Origin of the sequence: Bacillus sp. NMCC4, from assembly GCF_002998555.1 — a bacterium.
Classification (GTDB): Bacteria; Bacillota; Bacilli; order Bacillales; family Bacillaceae; genus Bacillus.
The window spans coordinates 195154-216184 of the sequence record NZ_PVRA01000002.1 but is presented as its reverse complement, the minus strand read 5'-3'; the positions used below and the strand labels follow the sequence as shown (position 1 = coordinate 216184).

Below are 21031 nucleotides of genomic sequence, written 5' to 3'. Positions count from 1 at the left end.
TTGTCCACACCTTTGGGTCATCATTTTGATGAGAAAACAAACGGCATTCTTTCATGCCGTTTGTTTTCCTGTGATGCCATCATTCATAAAAACTAGCTGTTAATTTTCTTCACCGATAATTTCTACCTCTGTATGCATATCTACGTTGTAGTCTTCTTTAATTTTCTTTTGGATGTACTGAATTAAGTCCAGCACGTCTTGAGCAGTAGCTCCACCAGCGTTGACTATAAAGTTGCCGTGCATATCAGAAATTCTAGCTCCGCCGATTTGGTATCCTTTTAAATTCGCTTTTTCTACAAGCTGTCCTGCATATTCAGGCAGCGGATTTCGAAAAATACTGCCAGCACATGGCCGGTTATAAGGCTGGGTTTCTTTACGATAATCTTTATTTTGCTGCATTTTCTTTGTGATTTTTTCGCGATCATCCTGTTTGAGCTTAAACACGGCTTCGAGAACAATGCCAGGTCGTTCCTTTTGAAGGACTGATGTTCGATAGCTGAAATTCATCTGTTCATTTGTGAGCCACTCGATGCTTCCATCTTCAAATAAGATTCTAGCTTTCACAAGAATCTTACTGATATCAGATCCATGTGCACCTGCGTTCATATAAACAGCGCCTCCAATAGACCCTGGAATACCAGCTGCGAATTCCAACCCTGAAAGACCCTGCTTACTAAGAGATGTCGCGAGCCTTACGACAGAATAGCCGCCGCCAACTGTAATTTCTTCATCATTTACAGTTAGGTGATCCAGTCCAGCACCTAGCTTGAGAACAACTCCACGAATTCCCTTATCAAGTACAAGTAAATTCGATCCTCTTCCAATGACCGTCCAATTCGTATGGTGTTTTTTCACCTGATCCATGATCGTTTTAACTGCATCGATATCTTTTGGGATGATCAAAAGATCTGCTGGTCCGCCTATTTTCATTGTTGTATGATTAGCAAGCGGCTCATTTTCAAGTACTTTACCAACTTGCGCTTCTAATAATTCATTCTTCAAGTTCTCCATATTACCCTCCGCCTTACCTAATATCATTCCATCATGTAGTCGTAATATCTTTTAACACATTATATAAACGTGCAGCCGCATCTGGTACTCCGAGTTCTTTCGTTAAACGGCTCATTTGGTTGAGTTTTTCTTCATTACCGGCAATTTCATCAATTGCATGCAGCAGACGATCCCCTGAAAGCTCTGATTCTCTTAAAACAATCGCAGCATCATGTTTTTCAAGTGATCTTGCATTGATTTCCTGATGATTTGCCGTCACGTATGGGCTCGGAATAAAAATGGTTGGGATTCCAAGAGCCGTTACTTCAGCAATTGTTGTAGCTCCCGCTCTTGCAACAATCACATCGATCGATTTCAGGTACTCCGGCATTTGATGCAAGAAAGGTTTTGTGATCATATTAGGTGCTGCACCTTTTTCCTTTAGCTCATTCAACACTTTTTCATAATGAACCTCACCTGTGATATATAAAAGCTGGTAGTTTTTAGCCTTTAAATCATCTTGGATTTCGATCACTGCTCTATTGATAGGAGCAGCACCTCGGCTCCCGCCGAAAATAAGAACCGTTTTTTTCTGTTCATCGAGCCCAAATTCTTTAAGAGATTTCCCCTCTTTTATAGAGACGACTTCAGAGGCTCTAGGGTTTCCCGTAAATACAACCTTTTCAGAAGGAAAATGTGCCTTTGCTTCGTCAAAGCAGATGGCTACTTTATTAACATATCTCGCTAGGAACTTATTTGTAATACCAGGCAGGCTGTTTTGTTCGTGTATAATAGTCGGGATCTTCAGCTTAGAAGCCGCATAAACCACAGGCCCACACACATAACCGCCTGTTCCAATGACCGCATCAGGTTTGAATTCTTTTAAGTAAGATTTGCTTTTTTGAACGCCTTTCAAAAATCTCATCACCGTTTTGACGTTATCAAAGGAAAGCTTTCGTTTAAAACCTGAAATTTCTATCGCCTTGAAAGGGATATTTTCTCTTTCTACAATTTTCTTTTCAAGTCCATTTTCAGTACCGATATATAAAAATTCCACATCAGGATGCAGTCTTTTCACTTCTTTAATAAAGGCTAAGGCCGGATAAATATGTCCGCCTGTTCCGCCTCCACTGATTACTATACGCATTATACCATTTCCCCTCAATTTTTTTCTGCTCTGAACAAAGTATAAACCCTGTTTTAAACAACAGGGCTCCGTTAAAACCTGTAAAGAAGAGTCAAAAAACACGTTTTCGAAACAAAAACTGTCATTTTCACTCTTCAAATCATTTTTTTGTACTTTTGCAAAATAAACGTCAACATGGTTTCATGAGCTTCAGCACGTTAATATCTTGCGTACCTGCTTACATTCAAAAGTACGCCAATCGCCATCAGCATTAATGTCAGTGATGAGCCGCCATAACTAAGGAATGGGAGCGTGATACCTGTCACAGGAATAAGTCCAGTGACAACTGCGATGTTAATCATTACTTGAATGGCAACCATTGAAATAATACCAACTGCCAGGAAACTTCCATATAAATCTGGGGCTCCAAGTGCTATTCGTATGCCTCTCCATAATAGAACACTAAAGAGGAGTAAAATGAGTGATCCCCCTATAAAGCCAAGCTCTTCAGACAATATCGCAAAGATGAAGTCCGTTTGGGGCTCAGGTAAATAGAAGAATTTTTGTCTACTTTGACCAAGTCCCATTCCGAACAGACCACCTGGACCAACAGCGTATAAGGATTGAATAATTTGAAACCCACTGCCTAGCGGATCTTCCCAAGGATTTAAGTACGATGTAATTCGTTTTATTCGGTAGGGTGCTGATAAGACAAGTGCAGCAAACCCGCTGAGTCCTATAAGACCGAGAAATATAAAGTGAGCAATTCTCGCACCTGAAACAAATATCATAATAATACAGGTTCCAACCATCACCGTTCCTGTTCCCAGATCCGGCTGAAGCATAATGATGGCAAATGCAGAAAATACAATGCCTAAAGCTGGGGCAAAACCTTTGCGAAAGGATGTGATATTTTTTTGTTTTTCAGATAAGAATTTTGCAAGAAACGCAATCATCGCAAGCTTCATAAATTCAGAGGGCTGAATACTAAACGCACCGACACCGATCCAGCTTCTTGATCCATTTCTCTCCATACCGATACCAGGAATGAGTACAAGCAGCAAAAGGAGAAAACAAACAGCAATCAATATCTTTGACCAAGTCCGCCACGTCCAATAATCGACTCGCATAATGAAAAACATTGCGATAACTCCGATTCCGGCAAACAAAAGCTGTCTTTTTGCAAAATAAAACGAATCATCAAATTTATACGATGCCCACACAGCACTAGCGCTGTACACCATAATTAAACCAATCGTCAATAAAAGTAACGTAATGACAACAAGCAAAAAATCCGGAGAAGTTTTCTTATTCGTCAAGAGACCGACACCCCAAGCATAATTTCATTTGGGCTGTCAGTCATATGAGAGACAAGCCCTTATTTAAGCATATGCACGGCGTTTACAAACATGTCTCCACGTTCTTCAAATGTTTTATGTTGATCCCAGCTTGCACAAGCCGGAGATAATAAAATCACGTCTTCTTCTTCAGATATGTTAAACGCCGCAGGTACTGCTTGTTCAACATTATCGACATGTTTTACGTGATGTATTCCAAGCTCTTCACCAAGCTTCACAAACTTAGGTGCAGTCTCACCAAATGTGATAATTCCTTTTACATTTTTCATGAAAGGTTTCAATTCATCAAATTCATTGCCGCGATCAAGTCCACCTGCTAATAAAATGGTCGGTTGTTCGAAGGCTGACAATGCTTTACTTGTTGCCAAAATATTGGTTGCTTTACTATCGTTATAAAATTTCCGACTTTGAATTGTATCTACAAACTGCAGACGATGCTTCACTCCACTAAATGTCGTGAGAACGTGTACGATTGCTTCATTTGAGCAGCCTGCATTTTTCACAACACAAATAGCTGCCAGAATGTTTTCTTGGTTATGCTCACCAGGAAGGACAACATCCTTTACATCAATGATATGTTCATTCATGTAATAAATTGCACCATGTTGAATAAACGCACCATGTTCTACTGGCTCTTTCACTGAGAAAAACACTTTTTTTGCTTTTGAACCTTCTGCCAGTTTTACGACCGATGGATCATCTAGGTTAATTACAGCGATATCATCTTCATGTTGATGTGCGAATACTTTCTGCTTTGCTTTTTCATACTCATCACGAGTGTGGTGATAGTCTAAATGTGCATCAAAAATATTTAATATTAAGCTGATTTTAGGTCTAAACTCAACTGTTCCCATTAACTGAAAAGAAGAGAGTTCCGTTACGATCCACTCATCGCCAACTGCATTTGCAGCGACTTCGCTGGCAACTGTTCCAATATTACCCGCCACTAATGTTTTTTGGCTGTCTTTTTTCAGCATTTCATAAATCAAAGTCGTGGTAGTGGTTTTTCCATTCGATCCAGTAATCCCAATAAAAGAGGATGAGGTTAAATGATACGCTAATTCTATTTCCGTCCAAACTGGAATTTGGCGGCGAAGCGCTTCTTGAACCATCACATTTTCATATGGAATTCCTGGATTTTTAATTAAAATCGTAATTTCTTTATCTTCGAATATACGAAGAGGATGACTGCCACAAACGACATCAATCCCCTTTTCAGAAAGTAGCTGAGCAGGTTCGTTTTCTTCAAACGGTTTTTGATCATTTACCGTCACATTTACTCCATGTTCATGAAGAATTGAAGCTGCCGCATATCCGCTTTTTGCAAGACCTAATACTAGTACATGTTCGTTTTTTAACATTTGCATCTTATTCAATTATAACCACACCTCGATGTAAATTCCTAAAACAGCAAGTAATAAACCAGCTGTCCAGAAGGTGACAACTACTCTCCACTCTGACCAGCCAACTAACTCATAGTGGTGGTGAAGCGGACTCATCTTAAAGATTCTTTTGCCGGTTGTTTTAAAGGAGATCACTTGAAGAATAACGGATAGCGTCTCAACAACAAATACTCCACCAATAATGACAAGTAAAATTTCAAGCTTCGTTAAAATCGCAATTGCTACAATGGCTCCGCCTAATGCTAGAGAACCTGTATCACCCATAAATACTTTTGCAGGATGTGCGTTAAACACAAGGAAACCAAGGACGGCTCCTGCAACAGCTACTGAAAAGATCGCTACATCATACTGGGATTGATTCCAAGCCAGTATGGCAAAAGCTCCGAAAGCAATAGCAGCGGTTCCAGATAAGAGACCATCCAGTCCATCCGTTAAGTTCACGGCATTAGAACCTCCGACAAGCATGAAAACGACAAGGATAAAGTAAGCCCATCCTAAATCAAAGCTGACGTCTGTTCCTGGAATGCGAATCGTCGTTGCAAACTGATAATAATGGAAAACTGCATAAAAGATCACTGCGATCACAATTTGACCGATTAATTTCTGTTTCGATGTTAATCCAAGATTTCGTTTCATCGCTACTTTAATATAATCATCTAAAAATCCTAATAGGCCGTAACCAAGTGTGACAAATAACAGTAAAAACATTTCTGGACTAATCTCAGAGAATTTGTTGATCATCACAATCGTTGTAATGGTGATAGAAAAGATAATCATAATTCCGCCCATTGTCGGAGTACCAGATTTCTTTTGGTGAGACTGCGGGCCTTCTTCTCTAATACTTTGACCAAATTTAAGTCTTCTTAAAAACGGTATAAAAATCGGGGATAAAAGAACACTGATTAAAAATCCCATTATGATTGTAAACAATATCACCTGTTCAAGCATCGTTCTTTACTCCTTCCGAATTTCCAAAGCCGTTTTCCATCAGAAAATTGCATTCATTATTATGGTATTCATTCGCGTTCTTCGTATGTTGTTTTTGTACAAAATGCTTCATTTCATTACACTCTTTTCATCATTTTAAGATTTGTTTAGATCTAAAATAGCGTCAACTGCAACCTTTGCATCATCAAAGTCATAGACTTGATCGCCAATGATTTGATATGTCTCATGGCCTTTACCCGCTATTAAGACTGTATCGCCTTTTTTCGCATTGGCAATGGCAAAGAAGATGGCTTGTTTCCGATTCACAAAGCTATGATAATACGCGTCTGGCACCCCATTTTCCATATCTTTTAAAATGGCTGAAGGATCTTCGCTTCTTGGGTTGTCTGATGTAAATACAGGTTCATCTGCATATTTCACAGCGATTTGGGCCATTTGAGGACGCTTTGTTTTATCACGGTCGCCGCCGCAGCCAATCACACAGAAAATTTTGCCCTCTGTTAATTCTCTACACGTTGTGAGGACATTTTCTAAACTGTCAGGTGTATGCGCGTAATCGACAATGACAGGGAAATCTTGATCGCAGTTTACAAGTTCAAATCTGCCTTTGACTCCCTCCAACTCTTCAATCGCACTAACGATCGACTCAAACGTTAAGCCAGATACGATCCCGACTGATACAGCTGCCAGGATATTATACACATTGAACTTTCCGACGAGGGCAACCGTCACATTCTTGGTGCCAATTGGAGTGACCAAATCAAATTGAGTTCCCTTCGGCATGATTTGAATATTCTTTGCCATGACATCTGCTTTTTGCTCTAAGGCATACGTCATGACTTCAGCAGCTGTGACTTTTTCAAAATAACTCGAAGCCTCATCATCTGCATTTAAAATCGCATGCTTGGGTTTATTGTGATGAAAGGCGCTTCCGAGCTGAGAAAATAGCAAGCTTTTCGCGTGTTTATATTCTTCCATTGTGTTGTGGTAGTCAAGATGATCCTGTGTAAGGTTTGTGAAAACAGCAATATCATAATCACATCCATGCACCCTGCCAAGATGGAGTGCATGTGATGATACTTCCATAATGGCTGTATCTACATCTTGATCAAGCATCTGTTTAAACGTTTTCTGAAGTGTGACACTTTCAGGTGTGGTGTTTTTCACGTCGAGAATGTCATCATTCACCTTCATATACATCGTACCGATTAAGCCTGTTTTCTTCTCGGCTTTTCTCATCATTTGTTCGATCATGTGTGTTGTTGAGGTTTTTCCGTTTGTGCCTGTGATCCCGATGAGATTCAGCTTATGAGTTGGCTGTCCATAAAACGCATCAGCTATTCTTGCAAGTGCTCTTTGAGAGTGTTTCACAATAATGACTGGTACATCTGTTATGTTAAGAGGGTGTTCCGCTACAATTGCTGCAGCCCCGCTTTTCACCGCTTTTTCAGCATAATCGTGTCCATCTACTGTATAGCCTTTTATACAGACAAAAAGGCTTCCCTTTTTCACCTCTCTTGAATCCATTTCAATGGAAGTGATATCAGGATTTTCGTTTATCAATTCGTTGTTTTCACTTTTAAAGTATGTAAGCAGTTCTTGTAATTTCATTTTCATATCAAACCTCTCAAATTCGTTCACGTGCATGTCTTGTGAAAAAAACACACAGTCTATATTTTATCGTAAAAAAAAGGATACATCCAGCGTATTCCTTAAGTTTCTGTTGGAAAAAACACACTTTGGACTCTTTTTTTCAAACGGTTCTTCTCTTTCAACAAAAAGAGGCAGCCGAATGAGTGCGGCTACCCTCTGTTCATTCTTTATTATTCATCGTTTAAGTATAATCTGATCGTGGAGCCTTCTTTGACCTTTGTCCCAGCAGCAGGTGATTGCTTCACTACTTTACTGCCAGTTCCTGAGGCATCGATCTTTAGGTTGATCAAGAGGGTTTCAAGATCTGAAACAGATCCTCCTACAAGATTCGGTACTTCAATGGTTTTTGTGTCCAGCCACTGGTACTTCTTTTCAATTTGCCCTTTTCTTTTTTTCACACCCATCTCTGGCAGGCTGTCCCGCATAATATGACCAACAATTGGTGCGGCCACGGTACCACCAAATTGAATGGTGCCTTTTGGGTTATCCACAGCCACATAGACTACAATACTTGGGTCATCTGCAGGCGCAAATCCGATAAACGACACAATATGGTTATTCTCCATATACTTTCCGTCCTTTACCTTCTGTGCTGTTCCTGTTTTTCCGCCGACCCGATACCCTTCAACAAATGCATTTCGGCCAGTTCCTTGGGCGACTACACTTTCAAGTGCAAACCTGATTTCTTTAGATGTCTCTGCTGAAATCACTTTCTTTTTGGCAATCGGTGATTGCTTTTTCACGACCTCTTTTGTGATTGGATCTATCCATTCTTTTGCAATATAAGGCGTGTAAAGTGTCCCGCCATTTACCGCAGCTGCTACTGCAGCTACTTGCTGAATCGGCGTAACAGATACACCTTGCCCAAAGGCCGTGGTCGCCTGCTCTACAGGACCTACACGATCAAGCGGGAACAAAATCCCCCGCCCTTCCCCTTGAAGGTCGATTCCTGTTTTTTGGCCAAATCCGAAATTTTTAATATAGGAAAATAATTTATCTTTCCCAAGACGGTCTCCTAGCTCTACAAAGCCGGGGTTACAGGAATTTTGAACCACTTCCAAGAATGACTGTGATCCGTGCCCGCCTTTTTTCCAGCACCTAAGTCTTGCACCATCAACTGTCACAGATCCGCTGTCAAAAAATGAATCGCGCTTTAAATTTACTTTCTTTTCTTCTAATGCTGCTGCAAGTGTAATAATTTTAAACGTCGAACCCGGCTCATATGTGCTCCACACCGGAAGATTTCGGTTAAACACTTTTGGGTCAACTGATTGATAGTCAGCTGGATCAAAATCTGGTCTGCTTGACATTCCCAGCACTTCACCATTTTTCGGATTCATCGCAATCGCAATCATACCATCTGGATTATACTTTGCCTGCGCATTGTCTAATTCCCGTTCTATGATGGTTTGTACTTTTGAATCGACTGTTAATTTCATATCAAGACCATCTTTAGGCGGTGTATAATCGTCTGCTTCATCTGGCATTTTCTGCCCTTTTGCATCGGAATAAAACTTCACAGAACCTTTTTCGCCTTTTAGATCATCGTCATAGTAGGCTTCCAGTCCAAGTAAACCTTGATTATCGATTCCAGCAAAGCCCAGTACATGTGAAAGAAAGCTGCCAAACGGATAATGTCTGATGCTGTCTTCTGCTACATACACACCTTCTAAATCAAGCTCTCTTACTTCTTTTGCTTTTTCATGAGATACCTTTCTGCCCTCAGGAGAAATTCGTTCAATTGATGTTTTCTTCGTGACATGCTTGTACGCTTTCTCTTCAGACATATTCAGTACTGCTGCCAGTTTCTTGCTTGTTTCTGCGGGATCTTTAATTTGCCGAGGGACGACCAATATAGATGGGGCACTTTTGTTCGTCGCAAGCTCTACCCCATTCCGGTCCAAAATATCTCCCCTTTCCGGTTCGAATGGAAGGTTTCGGCTCCATGAATCTTTTGCTAAGCTTGTCAGCTTCTCGCCCATTATAAACTGTACATATCCTAATCTAGTATCTATGATGAAAAAAATGATCACCCCAAACAGCAGCACGAAAAGCAATCGTTTTCTCACTGTTACACTTGACACTCGCACGCCCGGTTCACTCCTTACATATGGCTTGTTTTCATCATATGCAGGCCCGTCCTTTTGTAGAACGCTACGTGATATTCTGCTGGAGCAAAAGAAAAAACCTAGCAAGCGGTTTGCTAGGCTTTAAAGTTAATTTGGGCTTTTAAATGTCACAGTGACGACTTTGTCTGAAATAACCGCTCCACTTTTGACACTTTGTTTCACAGCATATCCTTGTCCATTTGTTTCTATATGCACACCGGAAATCGAAGCATATTGAAGGACTTCCCTTCTGGACCAGCCTGTCATGTCAGGCATCTTAATGGTTTTCCCTGCTGTTTTCAAGAAGACTTTCTGGCTTTCAGAGAATTCAGAGCCCGCACTCGGCCACTGGCGTTTAATAGACAGGCCGTCGCCGATGACAACAGGCGCTAAGTGTTTATTTTTGGCTTCTGTTTCTGCCTGCTTCACTTCTAAATCAAGGAATGAAGGCATCGTTTCTTGTTTCACTTTTTGTTCGCCTGATTTTTTATCGTCTGTTTTTGTTGGTGCAATATTTAAATATAGCAGACTATTTTTCATCACAGGGTTAAAGATTTGAGAAACCGGGGCAGACCCTGTTTCTGTTTCAGACAGCTGCGGCTGCTGTACAGCTACATAAACAAGCAGCTTCGGATCATCTTTTGGCGCCATTCCCATAAATGAAAAGACGTAATCGTTTCTTCCTTGGAGGTAACCGCCGGCACCCCCAATTTGCCCCGTTCCTGTTTTTCCAGCAACGTCGAATCCTTTGATTTGGTAAGGCTGACCTGTTCCAATTTTTGAGGAAACAACCTCACCTAAAATGTCGCGAACTTGCTTCGCTGTATCAGATGAAATCGGTTTTCCTGCTGCTGTTGGTTCGTGCTGCAAAATCGTTTTGTTTGTATTCGGGTCTGTAATATGGTCAATGACATATGGCTTCATCATTGTTCCGCCGTTTGCTATCGCTGTGGCTGCTTCGATTTGTTGAATCGGTGTGATGGCTGACGCTTGACCATAAGCCGTCGATGCTTTGTCATATTCGTATCTATAATTGATTTTGCTAGACGCTTCGTTCGGCAAGTCAATCCCCGTTTTGTCATAGAAATGGAACTTCTGCAAATATTGTTCGTATCGTGTGAAGCCTAGTTTTTCTTTCGCCAGCTTTGCAAAGGCCACGTTTGATGAGCGGAGAACCCCTTGATGAAAGTCAATTTTCCCCCAGCCATTTCCGTTGTTGTGGTCTCTCACAAGGCCGCCGCCTACTTTATAAGTACCAGATTGATATTTGCCACTGCCTTGGTAGACCCCTTCTTGGATCGCCGCAGCGAGGGTAAAGATCTTCATCGTTGAACCTGGTTCAAACGCATATGAAATGACATCATTGTTATAATTCGTAATGTCTAGTTCATTTAAATTAAAGCTTGGCCGCTGCCCCATCGCGAGAACCTTTCCAGTTTTCGGATCAACGACTGTGGCAATGATTTTCTTCGGCTTATACTTTTTGGCAACCTGCGTCATACTTTCTTCAAGAAACGCTTGAATTTTTTGATCGATGGTCAGCGTGACATTTTTCCCGTCTTTCGGGGCGACAATGTCTTCTTTACTATTCGGCAAGGCCCATCCGCTTCTGTCACTGTTATATGTCACATAGCCGTCTTTTTCTTTTAAATATTTGTTCAGTGCCTTCTCAAGTCCCATTGCACCTGACATGTCCTTTGTCGCCTCATCTAATCTGGCATAACCGATCAGGTTAGAAGCAAACATGCCGTTTGGATAATATCGCTTCGTGTCTTTTTCAAATGCGACCCCTGGAAGCTTTAGCTTTTCAATTTTTTCCTTCGTTGAAAAACTAATATCTTTCCCCGCTTTACCAAACTCAACTTGGAATGCATCTTTTGTATTGAGACGCTTTAAAATTTCGCTTTCACTCATATCGATGACTTTTGAGAGCTCTTTTGCCGTCTTTTCTTTATCGACGACATGCATTGGGTGCTTAGGGTCCACTGTCATTTTCTTGCTCATGACCGCAATAAGCTTATACACAGATGTATCCTCAGCAATCACATTTCCATTCCGGTCTAAAATAGACCCTCTTTTGGCTTCAAGTGTTTTCTTCGATTGATATTGTTCATTAGCCTTGGCGGCTAACACTTGTCCATCAACCGTTCCTGTAATCTGAATATAGATAAAACGTGCTAGGATGATAAAGAAAAACAGGGCGAAGCAAATACTTGCAATTGCCGCGCCTCTGTTCATCATTTTATTCTTTTTAGGCATCGCCATGTTAATCGACCTTCTTAACATCTTTCGATATGCTTAAGCCTGCTTTTTTCGCGGCTTCGATGATTCTTTCTGGTTCACTCAGCAAGTCTTTTTCCTTTTGAAGCTCAGTGATCTTCTTCGATTCTAAAGATACTTGCTGTTCTAATTTCTGCACTTCAATATTGGCGTGATAGACAGCAAAGGCTTTAGAAATGATGAGAATGGAGCTGCACATAAGAGCCATGACAAACATGACAAGTAAGATTTTTTCACCAAGTGTGATAGAACCTCTTCTTTTAATGACAACCGATTGGCCTTGCTGCTCTGTTTGATGTTGCTTCACTTCTCTTTGATAAGCCAAATTACTCATAAGAAACCTCCTTTTTATCATCATCTATGGTGTCGTTTTACTTTTTTTCTGCAATTCGGAGCTTCGCTGAACGGGCACGGTTGTTATGTTCCAGCTCTTGTTCTGATGCAACGATCGGTTTTCTCGTGATCAGCTTCAGCTTTGGTTCAAGTCCTTCTGGAATCACTGGTAGTCCGTGCGGAAGTTCTGGAAGAGAAGACATTTCTCTAAATGTACTTTTACAAATCCGGTCTTCAAGTGAATGGAATGTAATGACAGAAATTCTCCCCTTCGGATTGAGTAACTCTATTGCTTGTTCTAGTGCTTCTTCAAATACTTTCAATTCATCATTTACGGCAATTCGAATCGCTTGAAACACTCTTTTCGCTGGATGTCCGCCAGTTCGTCTTGCAGGTGCCGGAATTCCTTCTTTGATAATGTCGACAAGCTCACCCGTTGTTTCAATTGGCGCTTTTTTTCTTGCTTCTTCAATTTTGCGTGCGATTTGCTTGCTGAATTTTTCTTCCCCATATTTGTAGAAAATCCGAACTAGATCTTCAAATGGCCATTCATTCACCACTTTTTTTGCCGACAATGCGGCTGATTGATCCATTCGCATGTCAAGAGGTGCATCATGGTGATAACTAAAGCCTCTCTCTGGTGTGTCGAGCTGAGGAGATGAAACCCCAAGGTCAAAAATCACACCGTCTACGCTTGTAATACCTTGTTCATTCAGACGTTCTTTTAAATATCGGAAGTTGCTTTTTATGAAAAGAATGTTCGCTTTAGCATCCGCGAGCTTCTCTCGTGCATGATCCAGTGCAGCATCGTCTTGGTCAAATCCAATCAATGTTCCTTTTTCTGATAATTGAGATAGTAAATATGAGCTATGACCTGCTCCGCCCAGCGTGCAGTCCACATATGTACCGTCTTCTTTTACGTTTAAACCGTCAACCGTTTCTTTTAATAATACTGTCTCATGTTGAAACATGATGTTATGGTCCCACCTTTTTCAAATAGAAATGAATGTGTAGAAAGCTTGCTGCACAAGGGATTATTATATATCAAATCCAATCATGTTTTCAGCAATTTCAGCAAAAGAATCTTCTTGCTCTTCTGTATATTGTTCCCAGATCGACTTACTCCACAACTCAATTCGATTTGAAACGCCGATGACCACACATTCTTTTTCGAGTTTTGCATATTGGAGTAGGTTTGATGCGATGTTTATACGCCCCTGCTTGTCCAGATCGCATTCGACTGCGCCAGAGAAGAAGAACCGGGTAAACGCACGTGCATCTTTTTTCGTTAGCGGTAGTGCTTTGAGTTTCTCTTCGATTAGTTTCCACTCACTCATAGGGTAGCCAAATAAACATTGATCAAGCCCTCTCGTCAGCACAAACTGTTCTCCGAGACCGTCTCTAAATTTAGCAGGGATGATCATGCGCCCTTTTGTATCAATCGTATGCTGGTATTCACCCATGAACATGATAATCAGAGCCCCACTTTCTCACCCTTACTCTCCACTATCCACCACTTCTCTCCACAAAACTTATTCTACACTGTTTCTACATAAAAAAAAACCCTGAACTAGTCAGGGTTCATTAAAACTTTATTTCAAAGTTTGACAATTTGTTGCTTGTTTTGAAATGAAAATGGCAGATTTTTGAACGTTTTGAAGAATTCTGGTCCATATTTGTTTAAAAAATACATGATATTCCAAATTCTTTCTTGCGGGGCGTCCAGTGGTTTTAAACTATTTTCAATCCGTTCAAAGTCCCGAAGGATATATCCTTCCTTCTCTTCCACACGTTGCGCCACCTTTTGATAAACAAATTGAAGCTGGTCTTCGATAAATTTGGCATTTTTATCTAGCAGCTGCTCGAAGTTTGGTTCAATCTCCAGTGCTTCTTGTCTCATCACACCATGAGCATTCGCTAATTCACGTTTGGCCTGTTGAACCGCTTGAACAAAGCTGTCTGGAAGACTTTGTTCAAAGTGCGATTCTTTCTTTTCATTCACTCCGCTTGTCAGCACTTCTTCTACCGACAGTTCTCTAACCGGCAGTTTCTTGTCGATGTGCCTTTCAAGAATGGTCACATGCAGTCTTGGAAGAACAGGCGCCATCTTTAATTTAAAATGCTCAAAGATTCCTTTCAGTTCTCCCCAATAGTTAACCTCACCGTGTCCTGCCATAAAAGCAAGTGTTGGGAGAAGGGTTTCCTGCATCAAGGGACGCGTCACCACATTGTTGCTAAATCGTTCTGGGTGCTCCTCGACTTCCTGCAGAAGCTCTTCCTTTGTCCATGTAAGCCCCACTTCTGATATAGAAAACCGGCCGTTCTCTTTTTCAATTAGGAAACGTTCCTCATCATATTCGTAAAATAGGTTTGCTTGATTGTCAGCAGCTTCAATGATCGGCTGATATCCTGCTCGTTTCATGGCGGCCTGCGTGTCTTTTAAGCGAGCAGTGACTGCATCATTTGTCTCGACAATGTGCTTGAATAACGCACGCTCAAGCGGTTTGACACCTAAGTCGCCTGAATTAAATAAAAGCAGCCCATCTTCTTCAAAGAGGTCACTTACAATCCATTCAAAGAAATCAGTAAAGGTTTGTGATTTGCGTAAACATCGAAGAAGCTGATCGAGCAAGTCATTGGTGTACGCAGATTCTTCATATGTTGAAAACACATCACGGAGCCATTTCTCGGTTTTTTCTTGATCAAGCGGGATTCTTTTCGCAGCCGCTTTTTTGACGTTATGTAATGGCAGCTTTTGTTTAGCTGGACCTTTTTCGCCAGACGTGTACACAAAATTAATTTCATCTACGTCATGATCCTCACCGGCTACCCAAAAGACTGGAATCACAGGGACCCCAAGCTCTGTTTCTTTTTCTTTTGCAAACTGAATGATGGATATGATTTTATGTATGGTATAAAGCGGTCCTGTTAATAGACCAGCCTGCTGTCCTCCAACCACCATGACACTCCGTTCATCACGGATCTTTTCAATGTTCTGACGCATCGCTTCCGATTCAAACTTTGCATGGTATGCGCTCATATAATCCGCTAAAGCCTCGCGCGGGAAGCTCATTTCCATGAGATCGTCGTATCTCTTTTTCCATGTGTGCTCAGAATGTATATCATAATCAAAAAAAGTCGTCATCTCTTTTTTTTCTTCTATATAATCACGTATGAATAAATTCTGACTTCGGATGGAAAGTTCAGTCAATTGCATGTTTAGAACTTCCTTTCTTCAATAAATAGTTAGTTTCCCGAAAAAAGTATAGCATGTAAATGATCTCACTCAAAAGATTTTGTTTGCTTTTTTTCCAATACTTCCAAGCTTCGATAAAAAAAAGTAAGATGTGGCGCCGCAACACCTTGAGCTTGAGCCTTTTTTAAAAGATAGCCAACGATGGCTTTTCTTTCGGTTTGGCGGCCTTTCATAATATCTTGAAGCATAGACGACTGATTAGCAGCCGTTTTCTCACAAATAGAGATGACATAAGGCCAGAGCCGCTCTTTTTCAGACAATCCCAAGATGGATACCGCTTCATCAAATGCACATTTCATCATGTATTCATATGAGGGGTTTGCGATCAATTCCCCGTTTCTCACATGCAACAAAGCCGTCAGCGGATTAATACAGACATTGACAAGCAGTTTTTCCTCCAGCACCTTTTTCCATTCATCCGTATAGATCATCTGAAAATGAGATGATGTCTCATTCAATGCATTTTTTATATCAGCTGCTTCTTCATGCTGAAATGCCCCCCACTTGATAACACCGATACCTGTATGGTCCACTGCATGATCTGACATCTTCATAGCCCCGTGCTCTACCACACCTATATATAATGAATGTGCCGTTTTCCAATTCTCCAAATCTAATAAGTGAGCCATTCCGTTCTGTAAAAATAAGATACGCTGACGAGGTAATGTCGATAATTCATCGAGCACATCTTGCAAATGATGATATTTCACCGTCACGATGAGCAAATCAAATACTCCTGTTATTCCTGTCTGTGCATGAACAGCCGCCTGACATGTTTCTCCTTTTACTGTTCGCTGAATGCCTGATGCTCGAATCTCTTCTGCCTGCTCTTTTCTTCTTGTACAGACCGTGATGTCATGATGCTGTGATAAATAACTAGCACAAAGCAGACCAATCGCACCGCCGCCAATGATTCCAATGTTCAACTGCCGCACTTCCCTTTTTCTGTTTACTTCATTATATCAATTATTGTAACAGGTTCATGTCGTGATGCAAAAAGCAGATGGCGCGCTATGATTGAATTTTTTTAATTTAAAAACTATAATAATAAGTGTAAAAACTTTTCGAGGCGGATGGGATGAAAACGCCTTCAATGACATCACTGTCGACATTATGTGTGTAAGGGGGAATATCATATGGCACAAGTAAAACGACTTCTAATTAATTACAAAACTTTAGAGGAATTTAAACAATTTAAGGAATACGGCATACAAGAGCTATCCATGCTTGAAGACCTTGAAAGCAATATGATTGAAAATGACAGCAACTCTCCATTTTACGGGATTTATTTTGGAGATAAGCTAGTGGCACGTATGAGCCTTTATCAAGTGGACGGCTCAACGACAACGTATTTTAACCACAATCATGATTATTTAGAGCTGTGGAAGCTGGAAGTGCTTCCTGGGTATCAGCGCAAAGGGTACGGCGAAGCACTTGTTGAATTCGCCAAATCGTTCGGATTGCCAATTCGGACCAATCCGCGCGTCAAATCAGCCGGTTTTTGGGATAAAATGGGCTTTGAAGCAGTAAAATATGATATGGAGCGCGATAAGGGTGAAAATCCACTCATCTGGGAGCCCGCTCATATTCAAAAAAATACAGGTGAATCCGCTTAAAGACTGATCACAAAACGCCCCTCCTTTCTCTGTGAGGGGCGTCTCTTTATTTAGCATATTCTTTTAAGCTGATATTCTGTTTGACTCTTTCAACAATACCTATGAGTGCCCGGTAATCTTCTTCTGTCATTTTTAATTGCCGCTTTAAGTGTTCATTTTCTTCTGTAAGTGACTTCAATTGATGCTGTGCATCTGCCAGTTCCTCGCGTAAATGAGCAGGTCCATCAGGTTCTTTTTCAAGCTGCTCTAAAAACTGAATCACTTCTCGAAGGGTCAATTCAGCCTGAATTGAAGATGTCTTCTCTTCTATGGTTAACGCATGCTGTGGTAAACCAGAGGAATGAATACCGATTTTTTTACGCAGTTCTTTCCGCTGTTTTTTCGCCAGCTCTATGCCTGCCTGATATTGTTTTCTAACGTATGAGTTCCACCTGAAACCACATGCTGCAGCTGTTCTTGACAATGCTTTCCCGACTTCCTCAAATGCGGAAAGCTGCGTTCCTCCATCTCGAATGTGCCTTAAGACGACTTCTGCTAAAAGTAAATCTTCATCTTGTGTCCATGCGTCCTGCCTTGTAATCGTCAATTGATCATCCCCCCTGAATCTGAATACCACATCATATGCGCCTACTAGAGTAGATAGACTATTTGCAGGAGAGAAACCTAAAAAATAGACAAATAAAAAAACGCAAGGGAAGATTCCCTCACGTTTTTTTATCAAGCATTAGTTGCTTTTTACGTCTTTGCCTTTGTATGTTCCGCAAGATTTGCAGACACGATGAGAAATTTTCATTTCACCGCATTCTGGGCAAGCTACCATACCAGGTACTTGTAGTTTGAAATGCGTACGACGCAATCTTTTTTTCATTTTAGAAGTTCTTCTAAAAGGTACAGCCATTATTCCCACCTCCTTAAAGAGTTAAGATTCATTATTTTCTTCTAAGAGCTTCTTCAAGCCTTCCAGACGCGGATCAATTCGGTTTTGATGTGCATCTTCCGAAATGACCGCCCAGTCATTCCCTTCTTGTGGTGCAGCACCTTTTACATCCGTTTGGTCGCAAAAGATTTGCATCGGCACTTCAAGAAGAATTTCTTCCTTGACTATAGGCGTTAAGTCGATGATGTCGTCTTCTACAATAGAAACGTCTTCATCTTCTATATCGTCTGTCTTATGAAGTACAAATAGTTCTTTCGTTGAAATCGCAAATGGATAATTTACATCAACAAGCGTTCTTGAACAAGGCAATGTCATTTCACCTGTGATGGTTAAATCAAATGCGACTTGCTTTGATTCGATCACTCCAGTCCCTTTCACCTCTACCGGTGAAATGCGACGTATATCTGAATGAAGGCTAGTAAGTTCATTTAAGTCAACCGTCTCATGAAAATCGAAGCTGTTTTTAGCTTTTTGATGTAACTGATAAACTGTCCATTTCAATTGTATCACCTCTAAGAGCAACAAACATGATTATAGCTTTCATCATGTTATTTGTCAATATTTTTTCTTTACAGTCCTTTGTGATGTCAGAGGGTTGTTTGACATCAGTTCGCGGAATGCCTACACTGAAAAAAATGGGCTTCATTTTTCCCTTATGCTACTGTAGCATAGACCATTTAACCATAGCAAGAAAGGCGGAACATCTATTGAAAGCAACAGGAGTCGTTGTCGAGTATAATCCATTTCATTATGGACATGCCTATCATGTTCGTCAGGCGAAAACACATACCTCCTCAGATGTTGCCATTGCCGTCATGAGCGGTTCCTTCCTCCAGCGCGGTGAGCCTGCCATCGTCTCAAAATGGGCGCGGACAAAAATGGCGCTGCAAAACGGTGTAGACATTGTGTGTGAGCTTCCATACATATACGCAGTGCAAAAGGCAGAAACCTTTGCAAACGGTGCTGTGGCGATTCTAGATGCTTTAAAATGCCGCTCCCTTTTTTTCGGCAGCGAGGATGGTGACATTAAAGCATTTGAGCGAACGGCTCATGCTTGGCTTGAGAAAAAAGGAGAAATTGACCTTTTCACAAAAGAAAAGGTGAAAGAAGGCCTTAGTTATCCAGCAGCTGCAGCAGCTGCGTTTCAAGAGGTGATTGATCCTAAGCACTTACTGGATCTGTCCAAGCCAAATAACATTTTAGGTTTCCATTATGTCAAAGCCATCTTGGAGAGATCCCCTCACATGCAGCCCTTTACCTCTCAAAGGATTTCATCTGGTTATCATGATGAAGAACTTCCTAAAAATCAGAAAATCGCAAGCGCAACAAGTATACGAAAAGCCTTAAAAGATCACGGCACATTTGAAACAGTCGCCCCATATCTCCCAGAAGCTACGCTCAAGCAATTACATGACTATCATTCTTCTTATGGTCTTTTACATACGCAAGAAGCCTACTTTAGCTTCTTAAAACAAGTCTTTCACACAATGGATACAGCAGAACTAGAAGGCATCTATGAAATCGAAGAAGGCATCGAACACCGCATGCAAAAGGCGATTTCACATGCGTCCTCCTACGAGGAATATCTATCTCTTGTGAAAACAAAACGATATACGTGGACAAGGCTGCAGCGGATGAATACACATCTCTTAATGAGGGTGAAAAAGAGTGCCATGCATGAGCTGCTGAAAGAGAGAGAAGCGCCTTACATTCGTTTACTTGGTATGTCAAAGAAAGGGCAGCAATACTTATCTCTTGTGAAAAAAGAATTGGACGTGCCGCTCATAAGCAAGCTATCTGCCTTTTCACATCCCGCACTTGATCTTGATATTCGCGCGTCCCGCGTCTTCAGCCTGCCCGTTAGTGAGCCAATGCAAACGGACTTAACGGAAGCGGAGTTTAAAACCTCACCGATCCGATATGATGAAGAGACTGGTCTCTTCCAGTCTTAACAAAAAGAGCAGCCTTGATGAAGGCTGCTCTTCTTTGATTAAGATGCTTTCTCTTTTAATTTGTTTAAATAGTTCAGGGCATCTTGCATCGTATCTACAGGCACAATTTTCATATCACTTTTAATATCTTTCGCTGTTTTGACAGCATTTCGGTAGTCTGAATTTGAATCACCTTTATCGTTTGGTGCAAAGAATATATCTTTTCCGGCTTTATCTGCCGCCACGACCTTTTGATCGATTCCGCCAATTGGACCGACCGTTCCATCGGCGTCAATCGTCCCCGTTCCCGCAATCGCATAGCCATGTGTTTCGTCTTCTTTTGTGAGCTGGTTATAAATCTCAAGTGACATCATGAGACCTGCTGATGGGCCGCCGATATTTTCAATATCCACCTTAATGGAAGGCGAGACTTTCACATTTCGATCTGTAAATAATGATACACCGATTCCAACTCGATTCGGCTCTTCTTTAAATGGTTTTAATTTCACTTTCTCCGTGATGTCTTTGCCATTTCGTTCAAGGACAAAACGGACAGATGTACCTGCTTTTTTGCTGCTGATATACGAAACCATTTTATCAGCAGAATCATAGGTCTTGCCATCAACGCTTTTGATTCGGTCGCCCACTTCAATTTTGCCGTAAGCAGGCATTCCTTTCATCACGTAGCTAGCATATACCCCGTTAAACGTATAATCTACTTTTTTGCCTGCTTTTGTATACGCTGCAATCATGGCATTTTCTTGAGAGCTTTTCATCAGCTGTAGCTGTCTTTTCATATAATCTTCATCCGACTCCCCGTCCGCTTTAATATTTTCTTCCGGGACGATCTCGTCATATTTATTCATTTTCGCAAGCAAATACGTATACGGATTGGCTGGACCTACTTTTATCGTCATAAGTGAGAAGCTGCCCTTCTCGCCATATCCGCCGTCTACTTGAATGTGGGGAGCAATCTCGGTTGCATCACCCGGCTTTGTCACGTAATATGGCAGTTTGACAAAGGTTAAGCCAAATAATACAAGGATAACGACAAAAAAGCTGAGCCAGCGAATATTCAATTTTTTCATTCGA

19 protein-coding genes are annotated in these 21031 nt (G+C 41.1%); 2 read left to right on the top strand and 17 right to left on the bottom strand.

Annotation, left to right across the window (positions count from 1 at the left end; genetic code table 11):
- Positions 1-99 precede the first annotated feature (99 nt).
- The 13 genes from murB to C6Y02_RS05305 all read right to left on the bottom strand — a co-directional run bounded on the left by murB (position 100) and on the right by C6Y02_RS05305 (position 16381).
- Entirely contained in the window at positions 100-1011 is a 912-nt protein-coding gene (gene murB, locus C6Y02_RS05370) for a UDP-N-acetylmuramate dehydrogenase (RefSeq protein WP_034662552.1), read from the bottom strand.
- A 31-nt stretch (positions 1012-1042) separates the two neighbouring features.
- Positions 1043-2137 (bottom strand): undecaprenyldiphospho-muramoylpentapeptide beta-N-acetylglucosaminyltransferase, encoded by a 1095-nt coding sequence (murG, locus tag C6Y02_RS05365; RefSeq protein ID WP_106030805.1) that lies wholly within the window; start codon positions 2135-2137, stop codon positions 1043-1045.
- 197 nt (positions 2138-2334) lie between these two features.
- Positions 2335-3435, bottom strand: coding sequence for a stage V sporulation protein E (spoVE, locus tag C6Y02_RS05360; protein WP_003212197.1), 1101 nt, complete (start codon positions 3433-3435; stop codon positions 2335-2337).
- A 59-nt stretch (positions 3436-3494) separates the two neighbouring features.
- Positions 3495-4841, bottom strand: coding sequence for a UDP-N-acetylmuramoyl-L-alanine--D-glutamate ligase (murD, locus tag C6Y02_RS05355; RefSeq protein ID WP_411266003.1), 1347 nt, complete (start codon positions 4839-4841; stop codon positions 3495-3497).
- A gap of 9 nt (positions 4842-4850) precedes the next feature.
- Positions 4851-5825 carry a phospho-N-acetylmuramoyl-pentapeptide-transferase gene (gene mraY, locus C6Y02_RS05350; protein WP_003211854.1) on the bottom strand — a complete coding sequence of 325 codons (975 nt, stop codon included), beginning with the start codon at positions 5823-5825 and terminating at the stop codon, positions 4851-4853.
- A gap of 135 nt (positions 5826-5960) precedes the next feature.
- Positions 5961-7436 (bottom strand): UDP-N-acetylmuramoyl-L-alanyl-D-glutamate--2,6-diaminopimelate ligase, encoded by a 1476-nt coding sequence (locus C6Y02_RS05345; protein WP_066031763.1) that lies wholly within the window; start codon positions 7434-7436, stop codon positions 5961-5963.
- A gap of 212 nt (positions 7437-7648) precedes the next feature.
- Positions 7649-9568, bottom strand: coding sequence for a stage V sporulation protein D (locus C6Y02_RS05340; RefSeq protein ID WP_060596190.1), 1920 nt, complete (start codon positions 9566-9568; stop codon positions 7649-7651).
- Between the two features lie 126 nt (positions 9569-9694).
- Positions 9695-11845 carry a penicillin-binding protein gene (locus C6Y02_RS05330; protein WP_223256507.1) on the bottom strand — a complete coding sequence of 717 codons (2151 nt, stop codon included), beginning with the start codon at positions 11843-11845 and terminating at the stop codon, positions 9695-9697.
- 7 nt (positions 11846-11852) lie between these two features.
- Positions 11853-12200, bottom strand: a complete 348-nt coding sequence (ftsL, locus tag C6Y02_RS05325; protein ID WP_012009864.1) for a cell division protein FtsL — start codon at positions 12198-12200, stop codon at positions 11853-11855.
- Between the two features lie 37 nt (positions 12201-12237).
- The gene (rsmH, locus tag C6Y02_RS05320; RefSeq protein WP_034662564.1) at positions 12238-13170 is read right to left on the bottom strand and encodes a 16S rRNA (cytosine(1402)-N(4))-methyltransferase RsmH; all 933 of its coding nucleotides are present in this window, start codon (positions 13168-13170) and stop codon (positions 12238-12240) included.
- Between the two features lie 66 nt (positions 13171-13236).
- Complete coding sequence (gene mraZ, locus C6Y02_RS05315; RefSeq protein WP_003211163.1) at positions 13237-13668, bottom strand: division/cell wall cluster transcriptional repressor MraZ; 432 nt, start codon at positions 13666-13668, stop codon at positions 13237-13239.
- A gap of 128 nt (positions 13669-13796) precedes the next feature.
- Entirely contained in the window at positions 13797-15416 is a 1620-nt protein-coding gene (gene bshC, locus C6Y02_RS05310; protein ID WP_106030802.1) for a bacillithiol biosynthesis cysteine-adding enzyme BshC, read from the bottom strand.
- Positions 15417-15481: 65 nt separating this feature from the next.
- Positions 15482-16381 carry a 2-dehydropantoate 2-reductase gene (locus C6Y02_RS05305; protein WP_106030801.1) on the bottom strand — a complete coding sequence of 300 codons (900 nt, stop codon included), beginning with the start codon at positions 16379-16381 and terminating at the stop codon, positions 15482-15484.
- Between the two features lie 210 nt (positions 16382-16591).
- On the opposite strand from C6Y02_RS05305, the gene C6Y02_RS05300 reads away from it, so the two are divergent.
- Positions 16592-17071 (top strand): N-acetyltransferase, encoded by a 480-nt coding sequence (locus C6Y02_RS05300; RefSeq protein ID WP_003211702.1) that lies wholly within the window; start codon positions 16592-16594, stop codon positions 17069-17071.
- Positions 17072-17117: 46 nt separating this feature from the next.
- On the opposite strand, the gene gerR is transcribed toward C6Y02_RS05300, so the two are convergent.
- The 3 genes from gerR to C6Y02_RS05285 all read right to left on the bottom strand — a co-directional run bounded on the left by gerR (position 17118) and on the right by C6Y02_RS05285 (position 18509).
- Positions 17118-17657 (bottom strand): sporulation-specific transcriptional regulator GerR, encoded by a 540-nt coding sequence (gene gerR / locus C6Y02_RS05295; RefSeq protein ID WP_060596186.1) that lies wholly within the window; start codon positions 17655-17657, stop codon positions 17118-17120.
- Positions 17658-17795: 138 nt separating this feature from the next.
- A complete protein-coding gene (gene rpmF / locus C6Y02_RS05290; RefSeq protein ID WP_008354700.1) occupies positions 17796-17969 on the bottom strand; it encodes a 50S ribosomal protein L32 in 174 nt (57 codons plus the stop codon).
- A 21-nt stretch (positions 17970-17990) separates the two neighbouring features.
- Positions 17991-18509, bottom strand: coding sequence for a YceD family protein (locus C6Y02_RS05285; protein WP_034662575.1), 519 nt, complete (start codon positions 18507-18509; stop codon positions 17991-17993).
- A gap of 206 nt (positions 18510-18715) precedes the next feature.
- Here C6Y02_RS05285 and C6Y02_RS05280 point away from each other — a divergent pair, with 206 nt between their 5' ends.
- The gene (locus tag C6Y02_RS05280) at positions 18716-19960 is read left to right on the top strand and encodes a nucleotidyltransferase (protein ID WP_060596400.1); all 1245 of its coding nucleotides are present in this window, start codon (positions 18716-18718) and stop codon (positions 19958-19960) included.
- A 38-nt stretch (positions 19961-19998) separates the two neighbouring features.
- Here C6Y02_RS05280 and C6Y02_RS05275 read toward each other — a convergent pair whose 3' ends face one another.
- On the bottom strand, positions 19999-21027 hold the full coding sequence (locus tag C6Y02_RS05275) for a SepM family pheromone-processing serine protease (RefSeq protein WP_106030799.1): 1029 nt from the start codon (positions 21025-21027) through the stop codon (positions 19999-20001).
- Positions 21028-21031: the final 4 nt, after the last annotated feature.